The organism is Geodermatophilus chilensis, assembly GCF_002802985.1.
In the GTDB taxonomy this organism is placed as follows: domain Bacteria; phylum Actinomycetota; class Actinomycetes; order Mycobacteriales; family Geodermatophilaceae; genus Geodermatophilus; species Geodermatophilus chilensis.
Map to the genome: position 1 here is coordinate 33,193 of NZ_NVPT01000009.1, position 23,251 is coordinate 56,443.

The window sequence follows — 23,251 nt, forward strand, 5'->3', positions numbered from 1 at the left end:
GGTCAGACCTCCGTGCGCAGGGCCGAGTGGCGGTACCCGTAGGCGAAGTACACGCCCAGGCCCACCACCATCCAGGCGAGGAAGACCAGCCAGGTCGCCGACCCCAGGCCGAAGACCAGCAGCACGCAGAACGCGACGCCGAGCACCGGGGTGAGCGGGTAGAGCGGCGTGCGGAAGGTGCGCGGCAGGTCCGGCCGGGTGCGGCGGAGCAGCACGACGCCGACGTTGACCAGCGCGAAGGCGAACAGCGTGCCGATGCTCGTGGCGTTGGCGAGCTCCCCGAGCGGGACCAGGCCGGCGAGCAGCGCGATCAGGACGCTGACGATGACGGTGTTGGCGACCGGGATCCGGCGGCGGGCGCTGACCCTCGAGAACACCGGCGGCACCAGCCCGTCGCGGGACATCGCGTAGAGGATGCGGGTCTGCCCGTAGAGCACGGTCAGGACGACGCTGGCGATGGCGATGACGGCGCCGATCGAGAGCAGCACCGCCGTCCAGGTCTGGCCGGTCGCGATGCTGAGGACGTCGGCGAGCGCGGCCTCCGAGCCGCTGATCTGCGGCCACGGCACCGCGCCGACGGCGGCCAGCGCCACCAGGACGTAGACGACCGTGACCACGGCCAGCGACAGCACGATGGCGCGCGGGAGGTCGCGGCGGGCGTCGCGGGCCTCGTCACCCGCGGTCGAGGCGGCGTCGAAGCCGATGTAGGAGAAGAAGGCCTGCGAGGCCGCGGCGGTGACGCCGGCGATGCCCATCGGCACGAACGGCGCGAGGTTGCCGGCGCGGAAGGCGGTGAAGGCCACCACGCAGAAGAACGCCAGCACGCCGATCTTGAGCACCACCATCGCGGTGTTGACCCGGGCGCTCTCGCTGGTGCCGCGCAGCAGCAGGACCATCGCGAGCAGGACGACGACCACCGCGGGGATGTTGACGACGCCGCCGTCCCCGGGCGGGGCGGACAGCGCCTCGGGCAGCACCGCGCCGATCGTCCCGGAGGCGAGGTCGTCGATGTAGGCGCCCCAGCCGACCGCGACGGCGGCCACCGAGACCCCGTACTCGAGCATCAGGCACCAGCCGCACACCCAGGCGACGAGCTCGCCCATGGTGGCGTAGGTGTACGAGTAGGAGGAGCCCGAGACGGGGATGCTGCCGGCCAGCTCGGCGTAGGACAGCGCGCTGAACAGCGCGGTCACCGCGGCGAGCACGAAGCCGAGCACGACGGCCGGGCCGGCCAGCGGCACCGCCTCGCCGAGGATGACGAAGATCCCGGTGCCGAGGGTGGCGCCGATGCTCAGCGCGGTGAGCTGGAGCAGACCCATGGAGCGCCGCAGCTGGTGGCCGCCCTCCTCCTCCTGCTGGGCGATGATCGCGTCGACCGGCTTGAGTCGGAACAGCTGACTGCGGCGGGCCGTGCGGCCCGGGTCGGCGCTGACTGTGCTCACGGGTGCTCCTCTGCGGCGGTGCCTGTGGTCTGGGTCGCAGGGAGCATCACCATCAGTTGCTTAGCTGTCAACTATGGTTTCACGAACCGCGACCCGGCCCTCGGAAAGTGCCGGGGCGAACACCCACAGCACGCGGGTGACGCCGTCGGCGCGCAGCGAGCGGAAGCCGTGCTCGGTGCCGGGCGAGAAGGTGAACGCGTCGCCGGGACCCAGCGCCGTCGCGTCGCCGGCCACGGTCACCTCGAGGTCGCCCTCCAGGACGAAGACGAACTCGACCTCGGCCGGCAGCGCGTAGGCCTCCTCGCCGCTGCCGCCGCCGGGCGCCACCTCGGACAGGATGGCCTGCAGCCGACGCTCACCCGACGGCGTCAGCAGGAACTCCGTCAACCCCTCGCCACCGAAGGTGATCGGCGGATAGCTCCCAGCCCGCACCACCTCGCCGCCGAGCGCCGGCTCGAAGAGGCTGCCGGGCGAGATCCCCAGCGCCCCGCACACCCGCACGAGGGCCGCCACCGAGGCGCTGGCCTGGTCGCGCTCGAGCTTGCTGAGGAACCCCTTGGTCAGCCCGCTGGCCTCGGCCACGTCGGTGAGCGTGAGCCGGCGCGCCTGCCGGGCCGCCTTGAGCCGCCCGCCGATGCGCGGCGGGCCCGTCTCGGTCACTGCCTCCATCGCCACCTCCCGGTCCTGCGCGGACACTAGTTCCACATCGGGTGTTGACAACTGAGAAACCCGAGTTGACAGTGACGTCCGACCCGGACGGGGGATCGGCGTCCCCGATCCCGCAGACCCCAGGAGAGCCCGTGCAGCAGCAGACCCCGATCGGCCCCGTGGACGCCACGCGGGTCCCCCGCTACGCCGGGCCGGCCACCTTCGCCCGGCTGCCGCGGATCGACGAGGTCTCCCGCGCCGACGTCGCCGTCCTCGGGGTGCCGTTCGACTCCGGGGTCAGCTACCGCCCCGGCGCCCGCTTCGGCCCCGGGCACGTGCGGGCCGGCTCCAAGCTGCTGCGGCCCTACAACCCGGCGCTGGACGCCACGCCGTTCGGCACGCAGCAGGTGGCCGACGCCGGCGACATCGGCGTCAACCCCTTCGACCTCGGCGAGGCAATCGAGACGATCGACCGAGAGGTGACCGCGCTGCGCGCCGACGGCGCCCAGCTCCTCACCATCGGCGGCGACCACACCATCGCGCTGCCGATCCTGCGCTCGCTGGCCCGCGACCACGGGCCGGTCGCCGTCCTGCACTTCGACGCCCACCTCGACACGTGGGACACCTACTTCGGCGCCCCCTACACGCACGGCACGCCGTTCCGCCGCGCCAGCGACGAGGGGCTCATCGATCTGGAGCGCTCGCTGCACATGGGCATCCGCGGCCCGCTGTACAGCAAGCAGGACCTCGAGGACGACGCCGTGCTCGGCTTCCAGGTCATCCGCTCCGACGACTACGAGGTCGACGGCGTGCGCAGCATCGTGGAGCGGATGCGCGTCCGGCTGGCCGGCGGACCGGTCTACGTGTCGGTCGACATCGACGTCCTCGACCCGGCCCACGCGCCCGGCACGGGGACGCCGGAAGCCGGTGGGCTCACCAGCCGCGAGCTGCTCAACACGCTGCGCGGGCTGGTCGGCCTCGACGTCGTCGGCGCCGACATCGTCGAGGTCTCCCCGCCCTACGACCACGCCGAGCTCACCGGCATCGCCGCGGCCCACGTGGGCTACGAGCTGCTGTCGGTGCTGGCGCTCAACCGCGCCGGCGGCTGAACCCGCGTCGGCGCCCGGCCTTCCCCGCCCGGTGCCGGGCTCGCCGGCGCAGGCTGCGCCGCCGAGCCGTGGCCACCGATTCCCCTCCGCGGAACCTCCACCGCTGCTTGCCCCTGTGGGCAGCGGTGGAGGTTCCGTGCGTGTCCCGCACACGCCGTCCCCGTACGGGGAGCGGAGGTTCCGCACCTCGCGGACCGGCCGGGGGACGGTCAGCCGACCGTCCGGACCAGCCGGCGCAGCTCCGCGACCACCACGCACGCCCGGCCCAGGACGTCGTCGCGGGCGGACACCGCCTGCTCGCGGACGGCGGTGAAGCGGGCCAGCGCCGCGGCGTGCCGGTCGGCGAAGGCCGCCGCGTCGCCGTCGGCGTCCCGCAGCAGCGCCGCCACGAGGGCCCACCGCAGCTGGTCGACCTCCTCCCGGAGGGCCGCGCGGGCGGCGACGGCCCAGTGCGTGATGCCGGCCTCCTCCGCGGTCCAGGCGTGCACCCGCGGCAGGGCCAGCACCTGCTCCACGGCGGCGTCGGCCTCGACCACCCGGCCGACGCCGACCCCCGCGGTGCGGGCCACCCCGGCCAGGTCGACGAGGTCGGCCCGGGACCCGAGGACGGCGACCCGTGCGGCGAGCTCCGGACCCGCGCCCGCGGCGGTCAACTCGGCCTGCAGCGCACGGGCCCGGTCCCCCGCGGCACCCGGCCGGGCCAGCCACGCGGCCGGCTCCAGCTCGGCGACGACCGCCGCCAACGCCGGTGCCGCCGCGGTCAGCGCCGCGGGGTCGGCGTGCGCGGCGAGCAGCCGGTCGGCCACGCGCTCGGTGGCCGTCTGCAGCTCCGGCAGCGCCAGCCGCTCCACGGCCAGCGGCACGTCGTCGTCCACCCGGGCCCACAGCGGGTCGAGGCCGAGCACCCGGGTGGCCACCGTGTAGGCGCGGGCCGCCACCGGGGTCGGGACGCCGTGGCGCTCCTCCAGCCGCAGCAGGAAGCCCGGGCCGACCCGGTTGACCAGGTCGTTGGCGAGCTGGGTGGCGGCGATCTCCCGGGCCAGCGGGTGAGCGGCCACCCGGTCGGGCCAGCGCTCGCGCACCGCCCGCGGGAAGTAGGCCGCCAGCACCCCGGCCACCGACGGGTCGTCGGGCAGGTCGCTGCGCAGCAGCTCCTCGCGCACCAGGTTCTTGGAGTGCGCGAGCAGCACCGCGGCCTCCGGCCGGGTGAGCCCGGCGCCGGCCTGGCGCAGCCGCTCGACCTCGGCCTCCGACGGCAGTCCCTCGAGGTCGCGGTCGAGGCCGTGCCGCTCGAGGTCGCCGATCAGCTGCGCGTGCCGGTCGAGCAGGAAGGGGGCCTGGGCCGCGCACACCGACAGCGCCCGGGCCTGCAGCGCGTTGTCGGCGAGCACCGCCGCGGCCACCTCGTCCTCGACCGCGCGCAGCACCGCGTCCCGCTCCGCACGCGGCACCCCCGTCAGCAGGATCTTGAGGTTCACCTCGCGGTCGGAGGTGTCGACGCCGGCGGAGTTGTCGATGAAGTCGGCGTTCAGCGCCACCCCGGCCCGCGCCGCGGCGATCCGGGCGCGCTGGGTCAGGCCCAGGTTGCCGCCCTCCCCCACGACCCGGCAGCGCAGCTGCCCCGCGGTCACGCGGACGGCGTCGTTGGCGCGGTCGCCGACCTGCGCGTCGGTCTCGTCCGCGGCGCGGACGTAGGTGCCGATGCCGCCGTTCCACAGCAGGTCGACCGGCGCGCGCAGCACCGCCCGCACCAGCTCGGCCGGGGACAGCTCCTCGGCGTCCACCCCGAGGCGGGCCCGCACCTCCGGCGAGAGCGGCACGCTCTTGGCGTCGCGGCGGTGCACGCCGCCGCCCGGGGACAGCGCCACGCGGTCGTAGTCGTCCCACGACGAGCCGGGCAGCGCGAACAGCCGGCGGCGCTCGGCCGCCGACCGTGCCGGGTCGGGGTCCGGGTCGAGGAAGACGTGTCGGTGGTCGAACGCCGCCACCAGCCGCAGCTGGTCGGACAGCAGCATCCCGTTGCCGAACACGTCGCCGGACATGTCGCCGATGCCGACCGCCGTCAGCGGACCGTCGGGGTCCACGCCGAGCTCGCGCAGATGGCGGCGCACAGACACCCACGCGCCGCGGGCGGTGATGCCCATGGCCTTGTGGTCGTAGCCGCTGGAGCCGCCGGAGGCGAACGCGTCGCCCAGCCAGAAGCCGCGTCGCTCGGACACCTCGTTGGCCAGGTCGGAGAAGGTCGCCGTCCCCTTGTCGGCGGCCACCACGAGGTACGGGTCGTCGCCGTCGTGCACCACGGTGCGCGGTGGGTGCACCACGCGGTCGCCGTCCCGGTCGTCGGTGACCCTGTTGTCCGTCACATCGAGCAGCGCGTCGACGAAGGTGCGGTAGGCGCCGGCCACCCGCTCCTGCACCGCCGCGCGGTCCAGTCCGCGCAGGTCCGCCCGGACGACGAACGCGCCCTTGGCCCCCGCCGGCACGATCACCGCGTTCTTGACCATCTGCGCCTTGACCAGCCCGAGCACCTCGGTGCGGAAGTCCTCCGGGCGCTCCGACCAGCGCAACCCGCCGCGCGCCACGCGGGCGCCGCGCAGGTGCAGCCCCTCCATGGACGGCGAGCAGACGAAGGTCTCCACCTCCGGCCTCGGCCGGGGCAGCAGGTCCAGCTGCGCGGAGGCGATCTTCAGCGCCAGGGCCGGCCGGGGCGCCCCGGCGGCGTCGGTCTGGTAGCGGTTGGTGCGCACCACGGCGGCGAGCACGTCGCGCAGGCCGCGGAGGATGCGGTCGGAGTCCAGGCTCGTCGTGCGGGTCAGCAGCTCGGCGAGGTGGTCGGCCGCCGAGGCCGCGGCCGCGGGGTCGGCGGCATCGGGGTCGTGCCGGGCGGCGAAGTGCGCCAGCAGCGCGCGGGCGAACTCCGGTGCGGCGAGCACCGTCTCCTCCACGTAGCCGCGCGACAGGCCCAGCCCCACCTGCGCGAGATAGCGGCAGGCGGCGCGCAGCACGGCGACGTCGCGGACCGGCAGGCCGGCGCCGACGGTCAGCCGGGAGAGGCCGTCGAGCTCGGTCTCCCCCGCCCAGGCCGCGGCGAGGGCCTGCTCCAGCCGGGGCAGTGCCGTGGTCGGGGCCGTGCCGGGCGGCAGGAGCAGCTCCAGCCGGGTGGCCGGCGCGTCGTCGTCCCCGGGGACGGCGACGGCGTCGGCCACCCGCACGCCGAGCCGGTCGAAGACCGGTACGACGTCGGCCAGCAGGGGCCGGGTGTCCGGCCAGGTGACCAGGCCGCCCACCCGGTCGCTCCCGACGGGCCCCTCGGGACGCAGGGTCAGCCGGCGATGCCCCTCGGTCGTGCCGGCGGCCGGGGCGGTCACCGGACGTGCGCGTCGAAGGCGGCGTCGAGGACGTCGAGCCCCTCGGTGAGCAGGTCCTGCCCGATGACCAGCGGGGGCAGGAAGCGCAGCACGTTGCTGTGCGTGCCGGCGGTCAGGGTGATGACGCCCTCGGCGTGGCAGGCCTTGGAGATGGCGTTGGTCAGCGCCGCGTCCGGCTCGGTGGTGCCCGGCTTCACCAGCTCGACGGCGAGCATCGCGCCGCGGCCGCGCACGTCGCCGACCACGCCGGAGCGCTCCTGCAGCGCGCGCAGCCGCGGCAGCATGGTGGCCTCGATGGCGCGCGCGGCGGCGTCCAGGTCCAGCTCCCGCATGGTGCGGATGCTGGCCAGCGCGGCGGCGCAGGACACCGGGTTGCCGCCGTAGGTGCCGCCCAGGCCGCCGGTGTGCACGGCGTCCATCAGCTCGGCCCGGCCGGTGAGCCCGGCCAGCGGCATGCCGCCGGCGATGCCCTTGGCGGTGGTGATCAGGTCGGGGACGACGCCCTCGTGCTCCGAGGCGAACCACGAGCCGGTGCGGCAGAAGCCGGTCTGCACCTCGTCGGCGATGAAGACCGCGCCCGAGCGACGGCACCAGTCGGTCAGGGCCGGCAGGAAGCCCGGTGCCGGGACGACGAAGCCGCCCTCGCCCTGGATCGGCTCGATCAGCACGGCGGCCACGTTGGCCGCGCCGACCTGCGTCTCGATCAGGTCCAGCGCCCGCGCGGCGGCCTGCTCGCCGGTCATCCCCGGCTCGTCGCGGTACGGGTAGGACATCGGCACCCGGTAGACCTCGCCGGCGAACGGCCCGAAGCCGTGCTTGTACGGCATGTTCTTCGCCGTCAGCGCCATCGTGAGGTTGGTGCGCCCGTGGTAGGCGTGGTCGAAGACGACGACGGCCGACCGGCCGGTGGCCACCCGGGCCACCTTGACCGCGTTCTCCACGGCCTCGGCGCCGGAGTTGAACAGCGCCGTGCGCTTCTCGTGGTCGCCGGGGGTGAGCCGGTCGAGCTCCTCGGCGACCGCGACGTAGCCCTCGTAGGGCCCGACCATGAAACAGGTGTGGGTGAAGGCGGCGACCTGCGCCTGCACGGCGGCGACGACCTCGGGGGCGGCGTGGCCGACGTTGGTGACGGCGATGCCCGAGCCCAGGTCGATGAAGGAGTTGCCGTCGACGTCGACCACCACGCCGCCCGCGGCGCGCTCGACGTAGACCGGCAGGACGCTGCCGACGGCGGAGGTGACCGCGGCGGCGCGGCGGGCGGCCAGCTCGCGCGAGCGGGGGCCGGGCAGCTCGGTGACCAGGCGCCGCTCCTGGGCGACGGTGTGGGAGCCGGTCAGCAGGTCGGTCATCGCTGTCTCCTCGTGGGGCCGGCCGCCCCCGACGGGGGAGGTCCTCGCGTCCAGGGTCCGTGGCGTGCGTCTCCACCGGTACCGTCCGGATCGGCACTCCCGGGGCGTCCGGGTGTCCAGATCGTCGAGAGGTCGTGCCCGTGCCGGTCACCGTCGCGACCCTGCTCGGCACCCCGTCGCTCGCGCTGGCGTTGCACACCCGCGGCGCGCCGGTGGACCGGGCCGTCTCCTGGGTGCACGTCAGCGAGCTGGCCGACCCCACGCCGTTCCTCGAGGGCGGGGAGCTGCTGCTGACCACCGGGCTGGCACTGACGCCCGACATGGCCGAGGAGTACGTCCGCCGGCTGGCCCGGGCCGGCGTGGTCGGCCTCGGCCTGGGCACCGGCCTGAGCCACGCCGAGGTGCCCGCGGAGCTGGTGGCCGCCGCCGACGAGCACGGGCTCGCGGTCCTCGAGGTGCCGCGGCAGACGCCGTTCATCGCACTCTCGCGGGCGGTCTCCAGCGCGCTGGCCGCCGAGGAGTACGCCGCGGTCACCCGGACGTCGACGGTGCAGCGGGAGCTGACCCGCGCCGCGGTCGCCCCCGGCGCCCCCGGCACCGTCGTCGACCGGCTGGCCCGGCACCTCGGCGGCTGGGCGCTGCTGGTCGACGCCGCGGGGACGCCGCTGGAGGCCGCGCCGCCGTCCGCCCGGGGACGCGCCGACGACCTGACGGCGGCGGTCGACCGGCTGCGCACGGCCCGGCCGCCGGCCGGCGCCGCGCTCACCCAACCCGGCGAGACGGTGCTGCTGCAGTCGCTGGGTACCGGCGCGCGGGTCCGCGGCTTCCTCGCCGTCGGGCGGCCGGGGCCCTTCTCGGCGGGCGACCGGCACGTGGTCAACGCGGCCGCGCTGCTGCTCACGCTGCGGCTGGAGCAGTCCCGCGCCCTCGACAGCGGCACCGCGGCGCTGCGGGCGGCGATCCTGCAGCTGCTGCTGGCCGGGCAGACGGCCGCGGCCGAGCCGGTGGTGGCGGCGCTGGGCGAGCGGCTGCCGGCCGAGCCGGTGCTGGCGCTGGCCGTGCTGGGCAGCCCCGAGCAGCGGGCCGCCGCCGTCGACGTGGCCGCCGACGCGGCCGCGCACGCCCGCGAGCCGGTGCTGTCGGCCGAGCTCGACGACGCCCTCGTCGTCCTGATCCCGGCCGCGGGCCCGCTGGCCGGGCGGCTGACCGACCTGCCGGAGCGGGTACCCGGCGCCGTCCTCGGGACCGCGCCGCCGGTGCCCTGGGAGCGGCTCGCCGACGGCGTGCGGCAGGCCCGGCAGGCGGCCGGGCACGGCCGGGCCGCGGGACGGCGGGTCACCGCGTTCGCCGAGCTGGCCGGCCGCGGACTGGCGGCCCTGCTGGAGCCGGCGGCCACCACCGCCTTCGCCGAGGCCGCGCTGGCGCCGCTGGTCGCCGCCGACCGGGGCGGCCCGGGCGACCTGGTCGAGTCGCTGCGGGTCTGGCTGGCCGCCCACGGGCAGTGGGAGCCGGCCGCGGCCCGCCTGGGGGTGCACCGGCACACGCTGCGCAAGCGCATCCGGCGGGCCGAGGAACTGCTCGGCCGCGACCTGGACTCCCCCGGCGTCCGCGCCGAGCTCTGGCTGGCCCTGCACCCGCCCACGGGCTGAGCACGCGAACGGGCCCGGCCTCCCATCGGGAGACCGGGCCCGCTACGGCCCGCCGCTAGGCGAAGGCGGGCATGACCTCGTCGTGGATCAGCTGCAGCTGCTCCTCGACCGTCGCCACGCCGGGCAGCTCGCGCCCGGTGAAGGTCTTGACGATCGAGGCGTCGGTGATCGCGGCGATCAGGTGGTTGACGCCGGTCGGCTCGATCTCCTTGATCTTCGCTGTCACCTCCTCGGGTGTGCCGGCGAACGACAGCTTCTCGGCGATCTCCGGGGTGGTCAGCTCGATGCCCCTGGCGAGATCTCCGCCGGCGATGGCGTCGACGATCGGCTTGAGCTGCGCCGCCTCGATCCCGTGCCGCTCCAGCTGCTCGGCCGGCATGGACGAGGCGTAGATGCCGACCATGCTGCGCGCGGCGTCCTTCGCGGCTTCGCCGTCCCGGCCCACCGCGACGACGACCCAGGCGCCGAAGTCGAGCGTCGTCCAGTCCTTGCCGGCCCGCTCAGCGCCGATCCGCAGGTGCTCGGCGGCGTACTCGTAGGCCTCGCGGCTGTAGCTGAGCGCGTGGTGGCAGCCGTCGGAGTGCTCTGCGGCGGCCTCGAACGACTTCGGCCCGCGCATCGCGCCCATCTTGACCGGCAGCCGCTCCTGCACCGGCCGGGCGAAGGTGAACAGCCCGTCGTACCGGAAGAACTCGCCGTCGAAGGTGATCGCCCCGTCGTCGAGCAGGGTCCGGACGACGTGCACCGCCTCGACGACCCGCGACAGTGGCTTGGTCTTCGTCCAGTCCAGCTTGTACTGCGCCAGCAGGCCGAAGTTGCCGCTGGACAGGACGACCTCCGCCCGCCCCCCGGTGAGCTCGTCGAGCGTCGCGGCGGCCTGCGCGATGTGGGTCGGCTCGCGCAGGGTGACCGGCGAGACGCTCGGCCCCATCCTGATCCGCGAGGTCCGGGCGGCCGCGGCGGCGAAGAGCAGCCACAAGTCCTTGTGCCAGGTCTCGTCGGCGGCGTAGACGGCGTGGAAGCCGAGCTCGTCGGCGAGCTCGATCGCCCGCAGCGACTCCTCCAGGGAGTAGTCGGGCAGCATCGCGTAGCTGAACCTCATCGGATCTCCTCACTCACCTGGGCGCGGGCGTCCCGCCGGATCTGCTGGAGCTGCTGGGCGACCTCGCGGGCGTCGCCCTCGGGGATGTGCGCGGATTGCCGGTCCGGCCGGGCGAGGACCAGGTACAGCAGGCCGCTGCCCGCGACGACGGCCAGGCCGATCGCCACGATCCAGCGGTCGAGGAAGGTCTCGGTGCCGGGTGCGGGCTTGATCAGCAGGACGATCGCGAAGATCCCGTAGGCGAGGGCCAGGACGTTGACGACCAGGCCGGCCGAGCCGAGGTTCCACAGCCCGGCCGGGCGCCAGCCCATCAGCCGCTGCCGCAGCGCGGCGAGCACGACCGCCTGGAAGGCGATGTAGATGCCGAGCACGGCGAACGCGGTGACCCGGGCGAGGCTGTCCGGCCGCCAGAAGACGAACAGGCAGATGAGCACCGGCACCACGCAGACCACGAGGAGGGCGTTGGTGGGGACGGCGTGCCGCTCGGAGACGTGCGACAGCCAGCCGCTGGCCGGGAGCATGCGGTCGCGGGCGAAGGCGTAGAGCAGCCGGCTGCCGGCCGCCTGCAGCGAGAGCACGCAGGAGATGAACGCGACGACGGTGACGAGGAGGAAGACCTTCGACCCGGCGGTGCCCAGCGAGCTCTCCAGGATGGTCGGGATGGGGTCGACGTCCTCACCGGCGATGATCGCCTGGAGCTGCGCGTCCGGCGCGGCCAGCACGTACCCGGCGTAGGACAGGAAGCCCGAGACGCCGCCGACGAGGATGGTGAGGATCATCGCCTTGGGGATGCGGCGGGTCGGGTCGGCGACCTCCTCGGCGACGTCGCCGCACGCCTCGAAGCCGTAGAAGAGGAACAGGCCCGACAGCGCCGCGGCGAGGAACGTGCCCACGTATCCGCCGTCCCCGCCGGCGCCGAGGGTGTCGAAGAAGATGGAGAACGGCTGCTCGCGGCGGAAGGTCAGCAGGAACAGGCCCAGCGCGATGACCCCGATCAGCTCGGCGGCCAGGCCGATCTTGGCGATGCGCGCCAGGGTCCGCGTGCCGCTGTAGTTGATGACGAAGGCCAGCACCAGCAGCCCGACGGCGGTCAGCAGAACGACGCCCGGGGTGGCCGCCACGCCGAACAGCGCGGCGACGAAGCCGCCGCCGAACTCGGCGACCGCGGTGACGGTCACGATGATCGCCCAGATGTAGACCCAGGAGACGATCCAGGCGTAGCGCCGGTTCCACAGCCGCCGGGTCCACGGGTAGATGCCACCGGCCAGCGGGTACTGCGAGACCACCTCGCCGAAGACCAGCGAGACCAGCAGCTGCCCGACGCCGACGATGACGATCCACCAGATCGCCGGCGGGCCCCCGATGGACAGGCTGTAGGCGAACAGCGAGTACACGCCCACCAGCGGCGACAGGTACGTGAAGCCCAGGGCCATGTTGGCCCACAGGCCCATGCTGCGGTCGAACTCGCCGGTGTACCCCAGCGCGGCGAGCTGGGCGTCGTCGGCGGTCTGGCCGCCGTGTGCTCCGGGTGGTGTCACCGGGTCTCCTCGGCTCGGTGGAGGGGATCCCGACGGTCGTCGGTGTGCCCCAGGCCACAAGGTCGGCCGAAAACCTATAGAGCCAGAGTTTATCGGACAAGACGCCCGGCGTTGCCTTTCGGTCTCGATCGCGTTTCGGGTCCGCCGGGCGGGCGGTCAGCCGGCGAGCAGGCGCCCGTCGCGGACGAGCAGCAGCCGCCAGGGCACGCCCGGGACCGGCGTCCCCTGCTCCGGCAGGCCGGCGTCCGCCGGCAGCAGGCTGCCGACGAGGAACCGCGGCGCGGTGGAGAGGACGACCCGCCCCTCGTCGTTGAGCAGGACGAAGGGCGTCGAGAGCCGCCCGAGGGCCCGCAGCAGGTGGGTCTCGAAGCGGCGCACCGGGACGTCGGCGCCGGCCACGCCGACGAAACCGCTCCCGGCCACCACGGGTTCGGTCAGCGTCAGCACGTAGCGCCCGGTGCCGTGGACGTCGACGTGGGGGCCGAAGGCGTGCCGCCGTCCGGTCCGGCGCGGGACGTCGTACCACTCGGCGACCGTGTAGTCGTAGTAGCCCAGGCTCGTCGGCCGCAGGTCCGGCTCGAGGGTGTGCAGCTTCCCGCCGTCCGGGTCCACCTGCCACCACTCGAGCCGCAGCGGCAGACCCTCCTCGGGGCGCGGCGCCACGACCAGCCCCAGCCCGACGGCGAGCTGACCCGGGGCGCGCAGCAGCTCCTGCACGCCGTCCGGCAGGACCCACCGCCCGGCCCGCAGCCCCTCGCGCTCGACCGAGCGCAGCGTGGCCTCGTGCACCCGGGCGACGGTGACGAACACCTGCTCGACGAGGTCGGACACCGCGGCGGCGACCCGCGCGACCTCGGCGGCGTCGGACCGGCTCACGACACCTCCCGGTGCACGGCGGCCGAGCCCGCGCCGCCCAGGCGCTGCAGCCGCAGCTCGATCGCCCACAGCGTGCGGGTCTCGATGTGCGCCTCGGTGAGGGCCCGCGCCCGGGCGGCGTCACGGTCCTCGATCGCGTCGATGACGGCCCGGTGGCCGGCCACGATGACGTCGAGCAGCCCGGGGGCGTGCGCCGGCGGCCACGGCAGCTGGCCCAACTCCAGGTGCAGGTCCATCTCCTGCATCGTCAGCCGCACCGACTGGGCGCAGGCGGCCAGCTCGATGTAGTACCGGCCGTCGGTGCGGCGCTGGCCGGTGACCGACCCGGCCGAGGCCAGCCGGTCGACGATGTCGCGCAAGCGGGCGATCTCCGTCCGGGAGGCGCGCGACGCCGCGAGGCGGGCCGCGGCCGCCGCGGCCGCGCTGTGGACGTCGCCGAGCTCGCGGAGGTCCGTGGTCCCCAGCTCGGCGAGGCGGGCGTCGGCGAGCTCGGAGAGGACGTCGTCCCGCGAGCGCACGAAGCTGCCCCCGCCGCGGCCCCGGCGGGTCTCGACCAGACCCAGCTTGCGCAGCTCGGCCAGCGCCTCCCGCAGGGTCACCGTCGAGACCTTGAGCATGGTGGCCAGGTCGCTCTCCGTGGGCAGCTGCTCGCCGTCGGCCAGGAGGCCCAGGGCGATGGCGCTGCCGACGCGGCGGACGACGGCCTCGCTGCGCAGCGCGCCGTCGTCCAGCGGAGCGAAGACGGCACGCCGCGCGTCACCGCTGAGCAGTCGCACGCTCGCCTCCTGGAACCGGGTGACCACGAGTGTGACACCCGAGCAACCGGGGCTTAACCGTTGATTCCATAGGTTTTACCGGTTAGCGTGACGCCACCCCAGCCCCCCTGTGACGAGGAGCACGCAGTGACACAGGTCCAGCCCGAGCGGGCGCCGGGGGCCGACGCCCTCTCCGAGCCGTTCACCCCGGGCGCCCCGTCGAACCCACCGGAGCTCGCGGACTACCCGGAGACGCTCGCCGGCCCGGTCCCCCCGCCGCGCAACGACCCCAAGACCGCCGCGTTCGTCGAGCAGTGGCGCAACACCTCGTACAACTGCTTCTCCTCGGGCCACAAGTTCTGCCGTGAGGTCTGCCCGGTCACCCAGGTGGAGCGCAACGAGTCGTGGACCCCCACGGCCTTCCACGCCAACGTCGTGGCCATGGAGCGCGGCGAGCTGGACATCGCCGACATCGCCGCCGACTACGTCAACTGCACCCAGTGCGGTGCCTGCGAGCTGCGCTGTCCGAACACGCTGTTCACCGGCGACTTCTACCGCTTCCGCACCCGCACGGTCGACGTCGTGAAGGCCGTGCGCTCCCTGGCCGTCGAGAGCGGCGTGCACCAGCCGAACTGGCAGATCTGGAACGAGCGCACCGACCTGCGCACCCACGAGCCCGTCCTCGGCGAGACCCCGGTCAGCCAGGAGAAGGTGCGCGACTGGGCCGAGGGCCTCGACATCCCCATCGGCGGCGAGACGATCCTGTTCGTCGACTGCGAGGCCGCCTTCTACCGGACGTCGGTGCCGCGCGCGGTGGCGCAGATGCTGCAGATGGCCGGCTACGAGTTCGGGCTCATGGGCGAGCAGTGGTGCTGCGGCGGGCCGGCGGCCGAGATGGGCTACGTCGACCAGGCCAAGCGCTTCGCCCGACACAACCTGGACAACTGGCGGGCCACGGGCACCAAGCGGGTGCTGGTGCTCGACCCGCACGACTACATCAGCTTCACCGAGGACTACCCGAAGTACTTCGGCGAGGAGTACGACATCGAGGTCGTCCTCGTCATCGAGGTGCTGGCCCAGCTGCTGCGCGAGGGCCGGCTGACCCCGTCGGTGCCGGTGGACCGGGCGATCACGTACCACGACCCGTGCCGGCTCAACAAGCGCAAGGGCATCTGGCAGGAGCCGCGCGAGCTGCTGCGCGCCATCCCGGGGCTGCGCTTCGAGGACGTCGACCGGGTGACCCAGTGGTCCTACTGCTCCGGCGGTGGCGGCGGGCTGCCGATCGAGAAGCCCGAGCTGACCGCGAAGATCAGCGCGATGCGGCTCGAGCGGGCCGCCGAGCTCGACGTCGACACGCTCGTCAGCGCCTGCCCGTGGTCGGAGCGGCCGCTGTCGGAGGCCGGCGACGCGGAGGACATCGACGTCGTCGACCTGCACGAGCTGTTCGCGCAGTCGCTCGGCATCACGGTCGGCGGCTCCCGCGGGGACGTCGGCGACCGCCGGCTCGCCCAGGAGCGCACCGGCGTCCCCGGTCGCGCGCGCCGGGCCCACGGCAGCTCGCGCGGCGGCTGTGGCGGCGGTGGGTGTGGCGGAGGCGGCGGATGCGGCTCCGGTTCCGGCGGCTGCGGGTGCGGAGGGCACTGACCATGACGATGACCGAACCGACCACGACCGGACCGATCGGCACCGCGCCGTTCACGCGGGAGCCGCTGGGTGACGCCGAGCTGGCGACCCTGGTCGCGGCGCTGCGCCGCGTGCTCGCCGACGACCAGGTCCTGCTGGCGAAGACCGACCGCTACAACCGGGCCCGGGTGCCCGCACCGTTCCCCGTGCACCGCTGGTCCGAGCGCGTGCCGGACGTCGTGGTGCTGCCGACGTTCACCGAGCAGGTGGCCGCCGTCGTGAAGATCGCCAACGACCTGCGGATCCCGGTGGTCCCCCGCGACGGCGGCACCGGGCTCACCGACGGCGCCGTCCCGATGCGCCGGGGCATCGTCGTCGACGTCAAGCGGATGACCCAGATCCACGAGCTGGACCTGGTCAACCGCACCGTCACGGTGGGCACCGGCATCAGCATGCTCAAGCTCAACGAGCGGCTGGCCCAGCACGGGCTGTTCTACCCGGACGACCCGGCGTCCTACCCGTGCTCGCTGGTCGGCGGGCGGATCGGCACCAGCGGCTGGTCGCTGATCGGCTCCCGCTACGGGCACACCCGCGACCTGGTGCTCAGCTTCGACCACGTGCTGCCCACCGGCGACGTGCTCCACGTCGGCGACGGCATCGGGCAGAAGATCAGCAAGAGCTCGAGCGGCTACCAGCTCAAGCATCTGTTCATGGGCCACCAGGGCACGCTGGGCATCGCGACGACGGCGACGCTCAAGCTCTTCCCCAAGCCCGAGGCCGAGCTCTCGCCGTTCTGGGCGTTCGACGACTACGACGACGCCTACGCCTGCGTCGGCGCGCTCGCCCGCGCCGGGGTCGCCACGTTCGCCGGGGCGGTGCTCTTCGACGAGCACAAGGTCGCCTACCTGCGCCGGGACGACGAGGCCTACATCCCGCAGCCCGCCGACGTCCGGGCGCTGGTGTGCTCGGTCATGTACGGCTACGAGGACGAGGTCCGCGCCGGCGGCAGGCGGCTGTTCCGGATCGCCAGGGAGCACGGCGCCCGGTACCTCGGCGACGAGATCTCCGAGGGCGACTGGGCCGCGCGGCACGACCGGTACGCCACCCCGCTGCACGGTCGCACCAAGGACGGCCAGGTCATCCCGATGTCCTGGCACTGCGAGGACGCCGCGGTGAACTACTCGAACGTCCCCGCGGTCAGCCGCGCGTGGCACGAGATCATCGCCGACCTGCGCCGGAAGACCGACGTCTTCGACGACTGGGGGATGTTCGCCTACACCTCCGCCGCCACCGGCGTCGACTACCTCACCGAGATCGACGTCGGCATCTGGGAGCAGCGCCTCGACGACGCCGCCTGGGCGGCCTGGGTGCAGGCGAAGCGGGACATCGCCGCGGTCGCGATCGCGCACGGCAGCTCGATGAGCGCCTGCCACGGCTCCTGCCGGGAGGGCGAGGTCGACCTCCTGCCCGACGAGCTCGGCCGGGGCTTCGACGTGATGCTCGACGTCAAGCGGGCGCTGGACCCGAACAACGTCATGAACCCCGGCAAGTACCTGCTCGACCGGGCCTACGGGAGGGACACGACCGATGAGAACCGATGACCAGCCCACCGGCCCGGCGGCGACGGCGCCGTACCGGTTCGCGGAGCAGCACACCCCTCCGACGCCGCTGCGGGCCAGCGAGGTGGCGCAGACGACCTTCGAGCACGTCTACGAGGTCGACCCGCGCCTGATGCAGACCCACGTGCTCCAGCAGGTGTTCCCCAACTGGGACACGCTGCGGATCATGCGCAGCCGGCACGACCACCTCACGTGGATGCACCGGCACTTCGCGGAGAAGGTGGTGACCGGGTCGGAGCTCCTCGCGGAGGTCGAGGCAGAGGCACAGTCGAACGAGAGGGACCTCCCGTGAGCGAGAAGCTCGAGCTGCGCAACTTCGTCGGCGGGGAGCACGTCGACGCCACCGACGGCCGGCGGGCCGACCTGGTGGACCCGGCCACCGGGGAGGTGTTCGCCTCCGCGCCGGTGTCCTCGGCCGAGGACGTCGACCGCGCCTACACCGCCGCCGCGGGTGCCTTCCCCGGCTGGCGGGACGCCACCCCGTCGGAGCGCTCCCTGGCGCTGTTGCGCATCGCCGACGCGATCGAGGCACACGCCGACGAGCTGGTGGCGCTGGAGAGCCGCAACACCGGCAAGCCGATCGGGCTGACCGCGAGCGAGGAGATCCCGCCGATGGTCGACCAGATCCGGTTCTTCGCCGGCGCCGCGCGCAACCTCGAGGGCAGGGCGGCCGCGGAGTACATGGCCGGGCACACGTCCTGGATCCGGCGCGAGCCGGTCGGCGTGATCGGCCAGGTGACGCCGTGGAACTACCCGATGATGATGGCGGTCTGGAAGTTCGCGCCGGCGATCGCGGCCGGCAACACCGTCGTCCTCAAGCCCAGCGACACCACCCCGGCGACGACGCTGCGGATGGCGGAGCTGGCCGCCGAGTTCCTCCCGGCGGGCGTGCTCAACGTCGTCTGCGGCGACCGGGACACCGGCCGGGCGCTGGTGGAGCACCGCACTCCGCAGATGGTCTCGATCACCGGGTCGGTGCGGGCCGGCATGGCGGTGGCCGAGTCGGCCGCACGTGACGTCAAGCGGGTGCACCTGGAGCTCGGCGGCAAGGCGCCGGTCGTCGTCTTCGACGACGCCGACCTCGAGGCCGCGGCCGAGGCCATCGCGGTCGCCGGCTACTTCAACGCCGGCCAGGACTGCACCGCCGCCACTCGGGTGCTGGCCGGGCCGGGCATCCACGACGACTTCGTCGCGGCGCTGACCGAGCAGGCGAGGAACACCCGGACGACGTACGAGGGCGGTGCCGGCGACGAGGACGCCCTCGTGCCGCCGGTGAACAACGCCAACCAGCTCGCGCACGTCACCGGGTTCCTCGACCGCGCGCCCGACCACGCCGAGATCACCGCCGGTGGCCGCCGGCTGGGCGACCGCGGCTTCTTCGTCGAGCCGACCGTCGTGGCCGGCCTGCGGCAGGACGACGAGCTGGTGCAGAAGGAGGTCTTCGGCCCGGTCATCACCGTGCAGCGGTTCTCCGACGAGGAGCAGGCCCTGGCCTGGGCGAACGGGGTCGAGTACGGGCTGGCCTCCAGCGTGTGGACGAAGGACTTCGGCCGGGCGATGCGGATGAGCCGGGCGATGGACTTCGGCTGCGTCTGGATCAACACGCACATCCCGCTGGTCGCCGAGATGCCGCACGGCGGGTTCAAGCACTCGGGCTACGGCAAGGACCTGTCGATGTACGGGTTCGAGGACTACACCCGCGTCAAGCACGTCATGGCCAACCTCGACAGCTGAGCGGTCATCGACGTCCACCTCGACGTGCACGAGTCGACCATGGGGTTGTTGTCGGCGACATGCGGGGCCACGCCGCACGAGCTGGCGACAACCCCATGACCAACGCCGGTCGAGGGACGACGGAGCAAGACGAGGCCTCGGTCCGATCAGGACCGGGGCCTCGCTGCGTCCCGGCCGCTCCGAGGTCGTCAGGGGCGGCCGGGGGACCTGCGGCGTCCTACACGTCGATGCCGGTGAGGACCAGCACGCGCTCCTCGGTGAGGTCCTCCATCGCCGCGTGCACGCCCTCGCGGCCGGTGCCGGAGTCCTTCACGCCGCCGTAGGGCATCTGGTCGGCGCGGAAGCTCGGCACGTCGCCGACCACCACTCCCCCGACCTCGAGCACCTGCGCCGCGCGGAAGGCGACCTGCAGGTCGCGGGTGAAGACGCCGGTCTGCAGCCCGAAGCGGCTGTCGTTGACCCGGGCGAACGCCTCGTCGACGGAGTCCACGGTGTCCAGGACGACGACCGGCCCGAACACCTCCTCGCAGGACACCTTCGCGTCGGCCGGGACGTCGGTGAGCACCGTGGGCGCGTAGGTGGCGCCGTCGCGGGTGCCGCCGGTGAGCACGCGGGCGCCGGCGGCCACCGCCTCCTCGACCCAGCTCTCCACCCGCCGGGCGGCCTGCTCGTCGATGAGCGGCCCGACGTCGGTCGCCGGGTCGGTGGGGACGCCGGTGACCAGCTTCTCCACGGCCTCCACCACGCGGCTGGTGAGCGCGTCGGCGACCGCACGGTGGGCGAACACCCGCTGCACCGAGATGCAGGACTGCCCGGCCTGGTACATCGCGAAGGTCGCGATGCGGGACGCCGCCCAGTCCAGCGCCGCGTCGTCCTGGTCGGGCGCGACGATGGCCGCCGCGTTGCCGCCGAGCTCGAGGGTGACGTGCTTGCGCGGCGCGGACTCGCGGATCGACCAGCCGACCGGCACCGACCCGGTGAAGGAGACGACCGGCAGCCGCGGGTCCTGCACCAGCCGGGCGGCGACCTCGTTGGGCACCGGCAGCACCGACCAGGCGCCGGCCGGCAGCTCGGTCTCGGCCAGGATCTCGCCCAGCAGCAGCGCCGACAGCGGGGTGGCGGGGGCGGGCTTGACCACGATCGGCGCCCCGGCGGCGATCGCCGGGGCCACCTTGTGGGCCACCAGGTTGAGCGGGAAGTTGAACGGCGCGATGCCCAGCACCGGGCCGCGCGGCACCCGCCGGACCAGGGCCATCCGCCCGGTTGCCGCGGGGTCGGTGTCCAGCCGCTGCAGGCTGCCCGACCAGCGCCGTGCCTCCTCGGCCCCCCAGCGGAAGGTCGACACGGCGCGGGCCACCTCGAGCCGGGCCCACTTGAGCGGCTTGCCGGACTCCGCGGTGATCAGCGCGGCGACCTCCTCGCTGCGCTCGGCCAGCCGCCGGGACACGTGGTCGAGGGCGGCGGCCCGCGCGTGGGCGGGCAGCGCGGCGCAGGCGGCGCGAGCAGCAGCGGCGGCCGACACCGCGGCCTCGACGTCCTCGGCGGTGGCGTTCGTCGTCCGGCCGGCCGCGGAGCCGTCGAACGGCGAGCGCACCTCGACGACGTCGGTGCCGGTCCGGGGCTCCCCGGCGACCCAGTAGGGGGTGGTCATGCGTCCTCCTCGGGACGTGGGCGGTGTCCTCGCTGAATCTGCGAGATCCGGGGCCCACGGGCCAGTGCCGGAGCGTCCACCGCGAGGTGCCCCCACGCGCCGACCTGGCACACCACCGTCGCCTATCAGCCCGCGGCGCGACGCTCCCGTGGCAGCCAGGCGAACGGGTCGCCGTCCCCCGGCAGGTGCTCGAGGGCGACCCAACCGCCGTAGCCCGCGTCCTCGAGCCGGCGCAGGTGCCGCACGAGGTCGAGCTGCCCGGTGCCCGGCGCACCACGTCCGGGGGCGTCGGCGACCTGCACGTGCGCGGCCCGGGGGCCGTGGAGGGCGACCACCCGGTCGAGGTCCTCGCCGTTGACCGCGAGGTGGTAGAGGTCGAGGAGCAGGCCGAGCGCGCGCACTCCGCTCTCCGCCGCCACCCGGTCGACGACGGCGAGCGCGTCCTCCGCCCTCCGCAGCGGATAGCGCGGCGCCGCGCTGAGCGGCTCGAGGAGCACCGTGCCACCGATCCCCGCCGCCGCCCGCCCGGCGAGGGCCAGGTGCTCGACGGCCAGCGCGTCCTGCGCGGCGGGGACGGCGCCCTCGGCCCGGTTGCCGTACAGCGCGTTGAACAGCCGCGCGCCCAGCCGCTCCCCGATGCCGACGGTGGCGGCGACCGCGTCGCGCCACTCCCCCTCCCGGCCGGGTAGCGACACCAGTCCGCGCTCGCCGTCGGCCATCGCACCGGCCGGGAAGTTGAGCGCGACCAGCCGTATCCCGGCGTCCTCGACCGACCGGGCGAACGCCTCGACCTCCCGGTCCGCGGGCGTGACCGAGTCGAACGGCCACCACGACTCGACCGCGGTGAACCCGGCATCCCGGGCCGCTTGCGGCCGGCGCTCGAGCGGCAGGTCGCCGAAGAGGAGGGAGGTGTTGACGGCCCAGCGCACCGGGACCCCTCAGCCCCGCCCGAGGTAGGGCATGCCGGTGGCCAGCATGGTGGTGAACGGAACGCTGACCTCGAGCGGCAGCCGGGCCATCTGCACCACCGCGTCGGCGACGTGCCCCGGGTCGAAGGTCGGCTCGGGCCGGACGGAGCCGTCGGCCTGGCGAGCCCCGTGCGCGATCCCGGCGGTCATCTCGGTGGCGGCGTTGCCGACGTCGATCTGCCCGCAGACGATCCGGTGCGCGCGGCCGTCCAGTGCGATCGCCTTGGTCAGGCCGGTGACGGCGTGCTTGGTGGCGGTGTAGGCGACGCTTCCCGGCCGCGGCACGTGCGCGGAGATCGAGCCGTTGTTGACGATCCGCCCGCCCGGCGGGTCCTGCGCCTTCATCAGCCGGACGGCGGCGCGGGCGCAGAGGAAGACGCCGGTGACGTTCACGTCCACGGTCGCCCGCCAGTCGGCGACCGCGACCTCGTCCACCTCGCCCGCGGGGCCGAAGGTGCCGGCGTTGTTGACCAGCAGGTCGAGTCGGCCCCAGGTGTCCCGGACGGCGTCGAACGCCGCGTCCACCTGCGCCTCGTCGGCGACGTCGGTGGGCAGCACGAGGACGCCGTCCCCGCCCCCGGCCGTCTCCTCCAGCGACGGACGGGTGCGTCCCAGCAGCGCCACGGACCAGCCGTCGGCCACCAGCGCCCGGGCGATGGCGCGGCCGAGTCCGGACCCGGCGCCGGTCACCACCGCGGTGCGGCGGTCGGCGGTCACGACGCGCCCCGCACGGCGGCACCGGCTGCGGGACCAGGGCTGGTGAGGTCGTCCACGCGCCCATCGTGGTCCGCTCCGCGCACCGGGACCAACCGGGTCGGCGCGACCCGCCTCCCTCGGGAGACGGGCCGCGCCGGCCTTCTGCAGGATCCCGCCCCGAGCCCGGCGAGGTGCTGGAACTGCCCCGTCCAGGGGCCCGCCCCGAGCCTGGGGAGGTGCTGGAACGGCCCCCCTGCAGGGGCCCGCCGCGAGCCCGCGAGCGGTGGGGGGCAGGGGGGTCCTTCCGTCAGTGGATGTGCGAACCGCCGTTGACGTCGTACGTCGCGCCGGTGACGTACCCGGTCTCCTCCCGGCACAGGTAGGTGATCAGGTCGGCGACGTCCGAGACCCGGCCGTTGCGGCCCACGGGGATCCCGGCCACGAGCTGCGCCTTGCGCTCCCCCTCCAGGGCGCCGCCGGTGATGTCGGTGTCGATGAGCCCCGGCGCGACGGCGTTCACGGTGACGCCGTGCGGGCCGAGCTCGCGGGCCAGCGCCCGGGTGAAGCCGAGCTGACCGGCCTTGGCGGCGGAGTAGGCCACCCCGCCGAAGACCCCGCCGCCCCGCTCGGCCGAGACCGAGGAGAGGAAGACGATCCGGCCGAAGCTGCGCTCGGCCATGCCGGGCGCCAGGCGGCGGGTCACGTTGAACGCCCCCCGCACGTTGACGGCGAAGACGCGGTCCCACTCCTCACCGCTGACCTCGAGGAAGGGCGTCGGCGAGGTGATCCCGGCGTTGTTGACCAGGGCCCCGACCGGCGGCAGCGCGCCGTCGAGGACGGCCAGCGCGCTGTCGACGGAGGCCTCGTCGGTGACGTCGCAGCCCACGCCGACCGCCTGCACGTGGTTGCGGTCGGCCACCTCGTGGGCGGCGTCCTTGGCGCTGGCCTCGTCGAGGTCGAGCACGGCCACGTTCCAGCCGGCGGCGGCCAGGGCGTGGGCGGTGGCGCGGCCGATGCCGCGCGTGGAGCCGGCGCCGGTGACGACGGCGGTCCTGTCGGAGACGGACATGGGATTCCTCCAGAGGGGGTCAGGCGGTGGCGGGGGCGGTCGCTTAGACACATCT

At 74.4% G+C, this 23,251-nt stretch carries 18 protein-coding genes; 6 read left to right on the forward strand and 12 right to left on the reverse strand.

Going from position 1 to position 23,251, the window contains the following annotated elements:
* Positions 1 to 2 precede the first annotated feature (2 nt).
* Together CNO22_RS02695 and CNO22_RS02700 are read right to left on the reverse strand one after the other, a co-directional pair.
* Complete coding sequence (locus CNO22_RS02695) at positions 3 to 1,442, reverse strand: amino acid permease (protein ID WP_100497809.1); 1,440 nt, start codon at positions 1,440 to 1,442, stop codon at positions 3 to 5.
* Positions 1,443 to 1,502: 60 nt separating this feature from the next.
* The gene (locus CNO22_RS02700; RefSeq protein WP_100497832.1) at positions 1,503 to 2,111 is read right to left on the reverse strand and encodes a helix-turn-helix domain-containing protein; all 609 of its coding nucleotides are present in this window, start codon (positions 2,109 to 2,111) and stop codon (positions 1,503 to 1,505) included.
* A gap of 131 nt (positions 2,112 to 2,242) precedes the next feature.
* Here CNO22_RS02700 and speB point away from each other — a divergent pair, with 131 nt between their 5' ends.
* Complete coding sequence (gene speB / locus CNO22_RS02705; RefSeq protein ID WP_100497810.1) at positions 2,243 to 3,199, forward strand: agmatinase; 957 nt, start codon at positions 2,243 to 2,245, stop codon at positions 3,197 to 3,199.
* A 209-nt stretch (positions 3,200 to 3,408) separates the two neighbouring features.
* Here the strand turns inward: speB and CNO22_RS02710 are convergent, their stop codons facing one another.
* Entirely contained in the window at positions 3,409 to 6,567 is a 3,159-nt protein-coding gene (locus CNO22_RS02710) for an NAD-glutamate dehydrogenase domain-containing protein (protein WP_100497811.1), read from the reverse strand.
* Positions 6,564 to 7,916: a 4-aminobutyrate--2-oxoglutarate transaminase gene (gabT, locus tag CNO22_RS02715; RefSeq protein ID WP_100497812.1), complete on the reverse strand. Its 1,353-nt coding sequence runs from the start codon at positions 7,914 to 7,916 to the stop codon at positions 6,564 to 6,566. The genes CNO22_RS02710 and gabT overlap by 4 nt, the downstream gene beginning before the upstream one ends.
* A gap of 140 nt (positions 7,917 to 8,056) precedes the next feature.
* Between gabT and CNO22_RS02720 the strand changes: the two genes are divergently transcribed.
* The gene (locus CNO22_RS02720; RefSeq protein WP_100497813.1) at positions 8,057 to 9,565 is read left to right on the forward strand and encodes a PucR family transcriptional regulator; all 1,509 of its coding nucleotides are present in this window, start codon (positions 8,057 to 8,059) and stop codon (positions 9,563 to 9,565) included.
* 55 nt (positions 9,566 to 9,620) lie between these two features.
* Here the strand turns inward: CNO22_RS02720 and CNO22_RS02725 are convergent, their stop codons facing one another.
* The 4 genes from CNO22_RS02725 to CNO22_RS02740 form a co-directional block, all read right to left on the reverse strand.
* Positions 9,621 to 10,667 carry an LLM class flavin-dependent oxidoreductase gene (locus CNO22_RS02725; protein WP_100497814.1) on the reverse strand — a complete coding sequence of 349 codons (1,047 nt, stop codon included), beginning with the start codon at positions 10,665 to 10,667 and terminating at the stop codon, positions 9,621 to 9,623.
* Positions 10,664 to 12,205, reverse strand: coding sequence for an APC family permease (locus CNO22_RS02730; protein WP_198588062.1), 1,542 nt, complete (start codon positions 12,203 to 12,205; stop codon positions 10,664 to 10,666). The genes CNO22_RS02725 and CNO22_RS02730 overlap by 4 nt, the downstream gene beginning before the upstream one ends.
* A 156-nt stretch (positions 12,206 to 12,361) precedes the next feature.
* Positions 12,362 to 13,081: a cache domain-containing protein gene (locus tag CNO22_RS02735; protein WP_100497815.1), complete on the reverse strand. Its 720-nt coding sequence runs from the start codon at positions 13,079 to 13,081 to the stop codon at positions 12,362 to 12,364.
* Entirely contained in the window at positions 13,078 to 13,857 is a 780-nt protein-coding gene (locus tag CNO22_RS02740; RefSeq protein ID WP_100497834.1) for a FadR/GntR family transcriptional regulator, read from the reverse strand. The genes CNO22_RS02735 and CNO22_RS02740 overlap by 4 nt, the downstream gene beginning before the upstream one ends.
* Before the next feature lie 126 nt (positions 13,858 to 13,983).
* Between CNO22_RS02740 and CNO22_RS02745 the strand changes: the two genes are divergently transcribed.
* The 4 genes from CNO22_RS02745 to CNO22_RS02760 are packed head-to-tail and all read left to right on the forward strand — an operon-like array spanning position 13,984 to position 18,812.
* The gene (locus tag CNO22_RS02745) at positions 13,984 to 15,480 is read left to right on the forward strand and encodes a (Fe-S)-binding protein (protein WP_100497816.1); all 1,497 of its coding nucleotides are present in this window, start codon (positions 13,984 to 13,986) and stop codon (positions 15,478 to 15,480) included.
* The gene (locus CNO22_RS02750) at positions 15,438 to 17,060 is read left to right on the forward strand and encodes an FAD-binding oxidoreductase (protein WP_198588063.1); all 1,623 of its coding nucleotides are present in this window, start codon (positions 15,438 to 15,440) and stop codon (positions 17,058 to 17,060) included. Before CNO22_RS02745 ends, CNO22_RS02750 begins: the two co-directional genes overlap by 43 nt.
* The gene (locus CNO22_RS02755) at positions 17,047 to 17,370 is read left to right on the forward strand and encodes a hypothetical protein (RefSeq protein WP_100497817.1); all 324 of its coding nucleotides are present in this window, start codon (positions 17,047 to 17,049) and stop codon (positions 17,368 to 17,370) included. Before CNO22_RS02750 ends, CNO22_RS02755 begins: the two co-directional genes overlap by 14 nt.
* Complete coding sequence (locus CNO22_RS02760; RefSeq protein WP_100497818.1) at positions 17,367 to 18,812, forward strand: gamma-aminobutyraldehyde dehydrogenase; 1,446 nt, start codon at positions 17,367 to 17,369, stop codon at positions 18,810 to 18,812. Before CNO22_RS02755 ends, CNO22_RS02760 begins: the two co-directional genes overlap by 4 nt.
* Before the next feature lie 217 nt (positions 18,813 to 19,029).
* Here CNO22_RS02760 and CNO22_RS02765 read toward each other — a convergent pair whose 3' ends face one another.
* The 4 genes from CNO22_RS02765 to CNO22_RS02780 all read right to left on the reverse strand — a co-directional run bounded on the left by CNO22_RS02765 (position 19,030) and on the right by CNO22_RS02780 (position 23,196).
* Positions 19,030 to 20,463: an aldehyde dehydrogenase family protein gene (locus CNO22_RS02765; protein WP_100497819.1), complete on the reverse strand. Its 1,434-nt coding sequence runs from the start codon at positions 20,461 to 20,463 to the stop codon at positions 19,030 to 19,032.
* A gap of 125 nt (positions 20,464 to 20,588) precedes the next feature.
* On the reverse strand, positions 20,589 to 21,392 hold the full coding sequence (locus CNO22_RS02770; protein WP_100497820.1) for a hydroxypyruvate isomerase family protein: 804 nt from the start codon (positions 21,390 to 21,392) through the stop codon (positions 20,589 to 20,591).
* Between the two features lie 9 nt (positions 21,393 to 21,401).
* On the reverse strand, positions 21,402 to 22,148 hold the full coding sequence (locus CNO22_RS02775; RefSeq protein ID WP_100497821.1) for an SDR family oxidoreductase: 747 nt from the start codon (positions 22,146 to 22,148) through the stop codon (positions 21,402 to 21,404).
* A gap of 286 nt (positions 22,149 to 22,434) precedes the next feature.
* Positions 22,435 to 23,196 (reverse strand): SDR family NAD(P)-dependent oxidoreductase, encoded by a 762-nt coding sequence (locus tag CNO22_RS02780; RefSeq protein ID WP_100497822.1) that lies wholly within the window; start codon positions 23,194 to 23,196, stop codon positions 22,435 to 22,437.
* Positions 23,197 to 23,251 lie beyond the last annotated feature (55 nt).

Coding starts and splice junctions, on each gene's coding strand:
- CNO22_RS02750 (WP_198588063.1), top strand. CDS start 15,438: ATGCGGCTCCGGTTCCGGCGGCTGCGGGTGCGGAGGGCACTGACCATG.
- CNO22_RS02700 (WP_100497832.1), bottom strand. CDS start 2,111: ATGGAGGCAGTGACCGAGACGGGCCCGCCGCGCATCGGCGGGCGGCTC.
- CNO22_RS02755 (WP_100497817.1), top strand. CDS start 17,047: ATGAGAACCGATGACCAGCCCACCGGCCCGGCGGCGACGGCGCCGTAC.
- gabT (WP_100497812.1), bottom strand. CDS start 7,916: ATGACCGACCTGCTGACCGGCTCCCACACCGTCGCCCAGGAGCGGCGC.
- CNO22_RS02780 (WP_100497822.1), bottom strand. CDS start 23,196: ATGTCCGTCTCCGACAGGACCGCCGTCGTCACCGGCGCCGGCTCCACG.
- CNO22_RS02765 (WP_100497819.1), bottom strand. CDS start 20,463: ATGACCACCCCCTACTGGGTCGCCGGGGAGCCCCGGACCGGCACCGAC.
- CNO22_RS02725 (WP_100497814.1), bottom strand. CDS start 10,667: ATGAGGTTCAGCTACGCGATGCTGCCCGACTACTCCCTGGAGGAGTCG.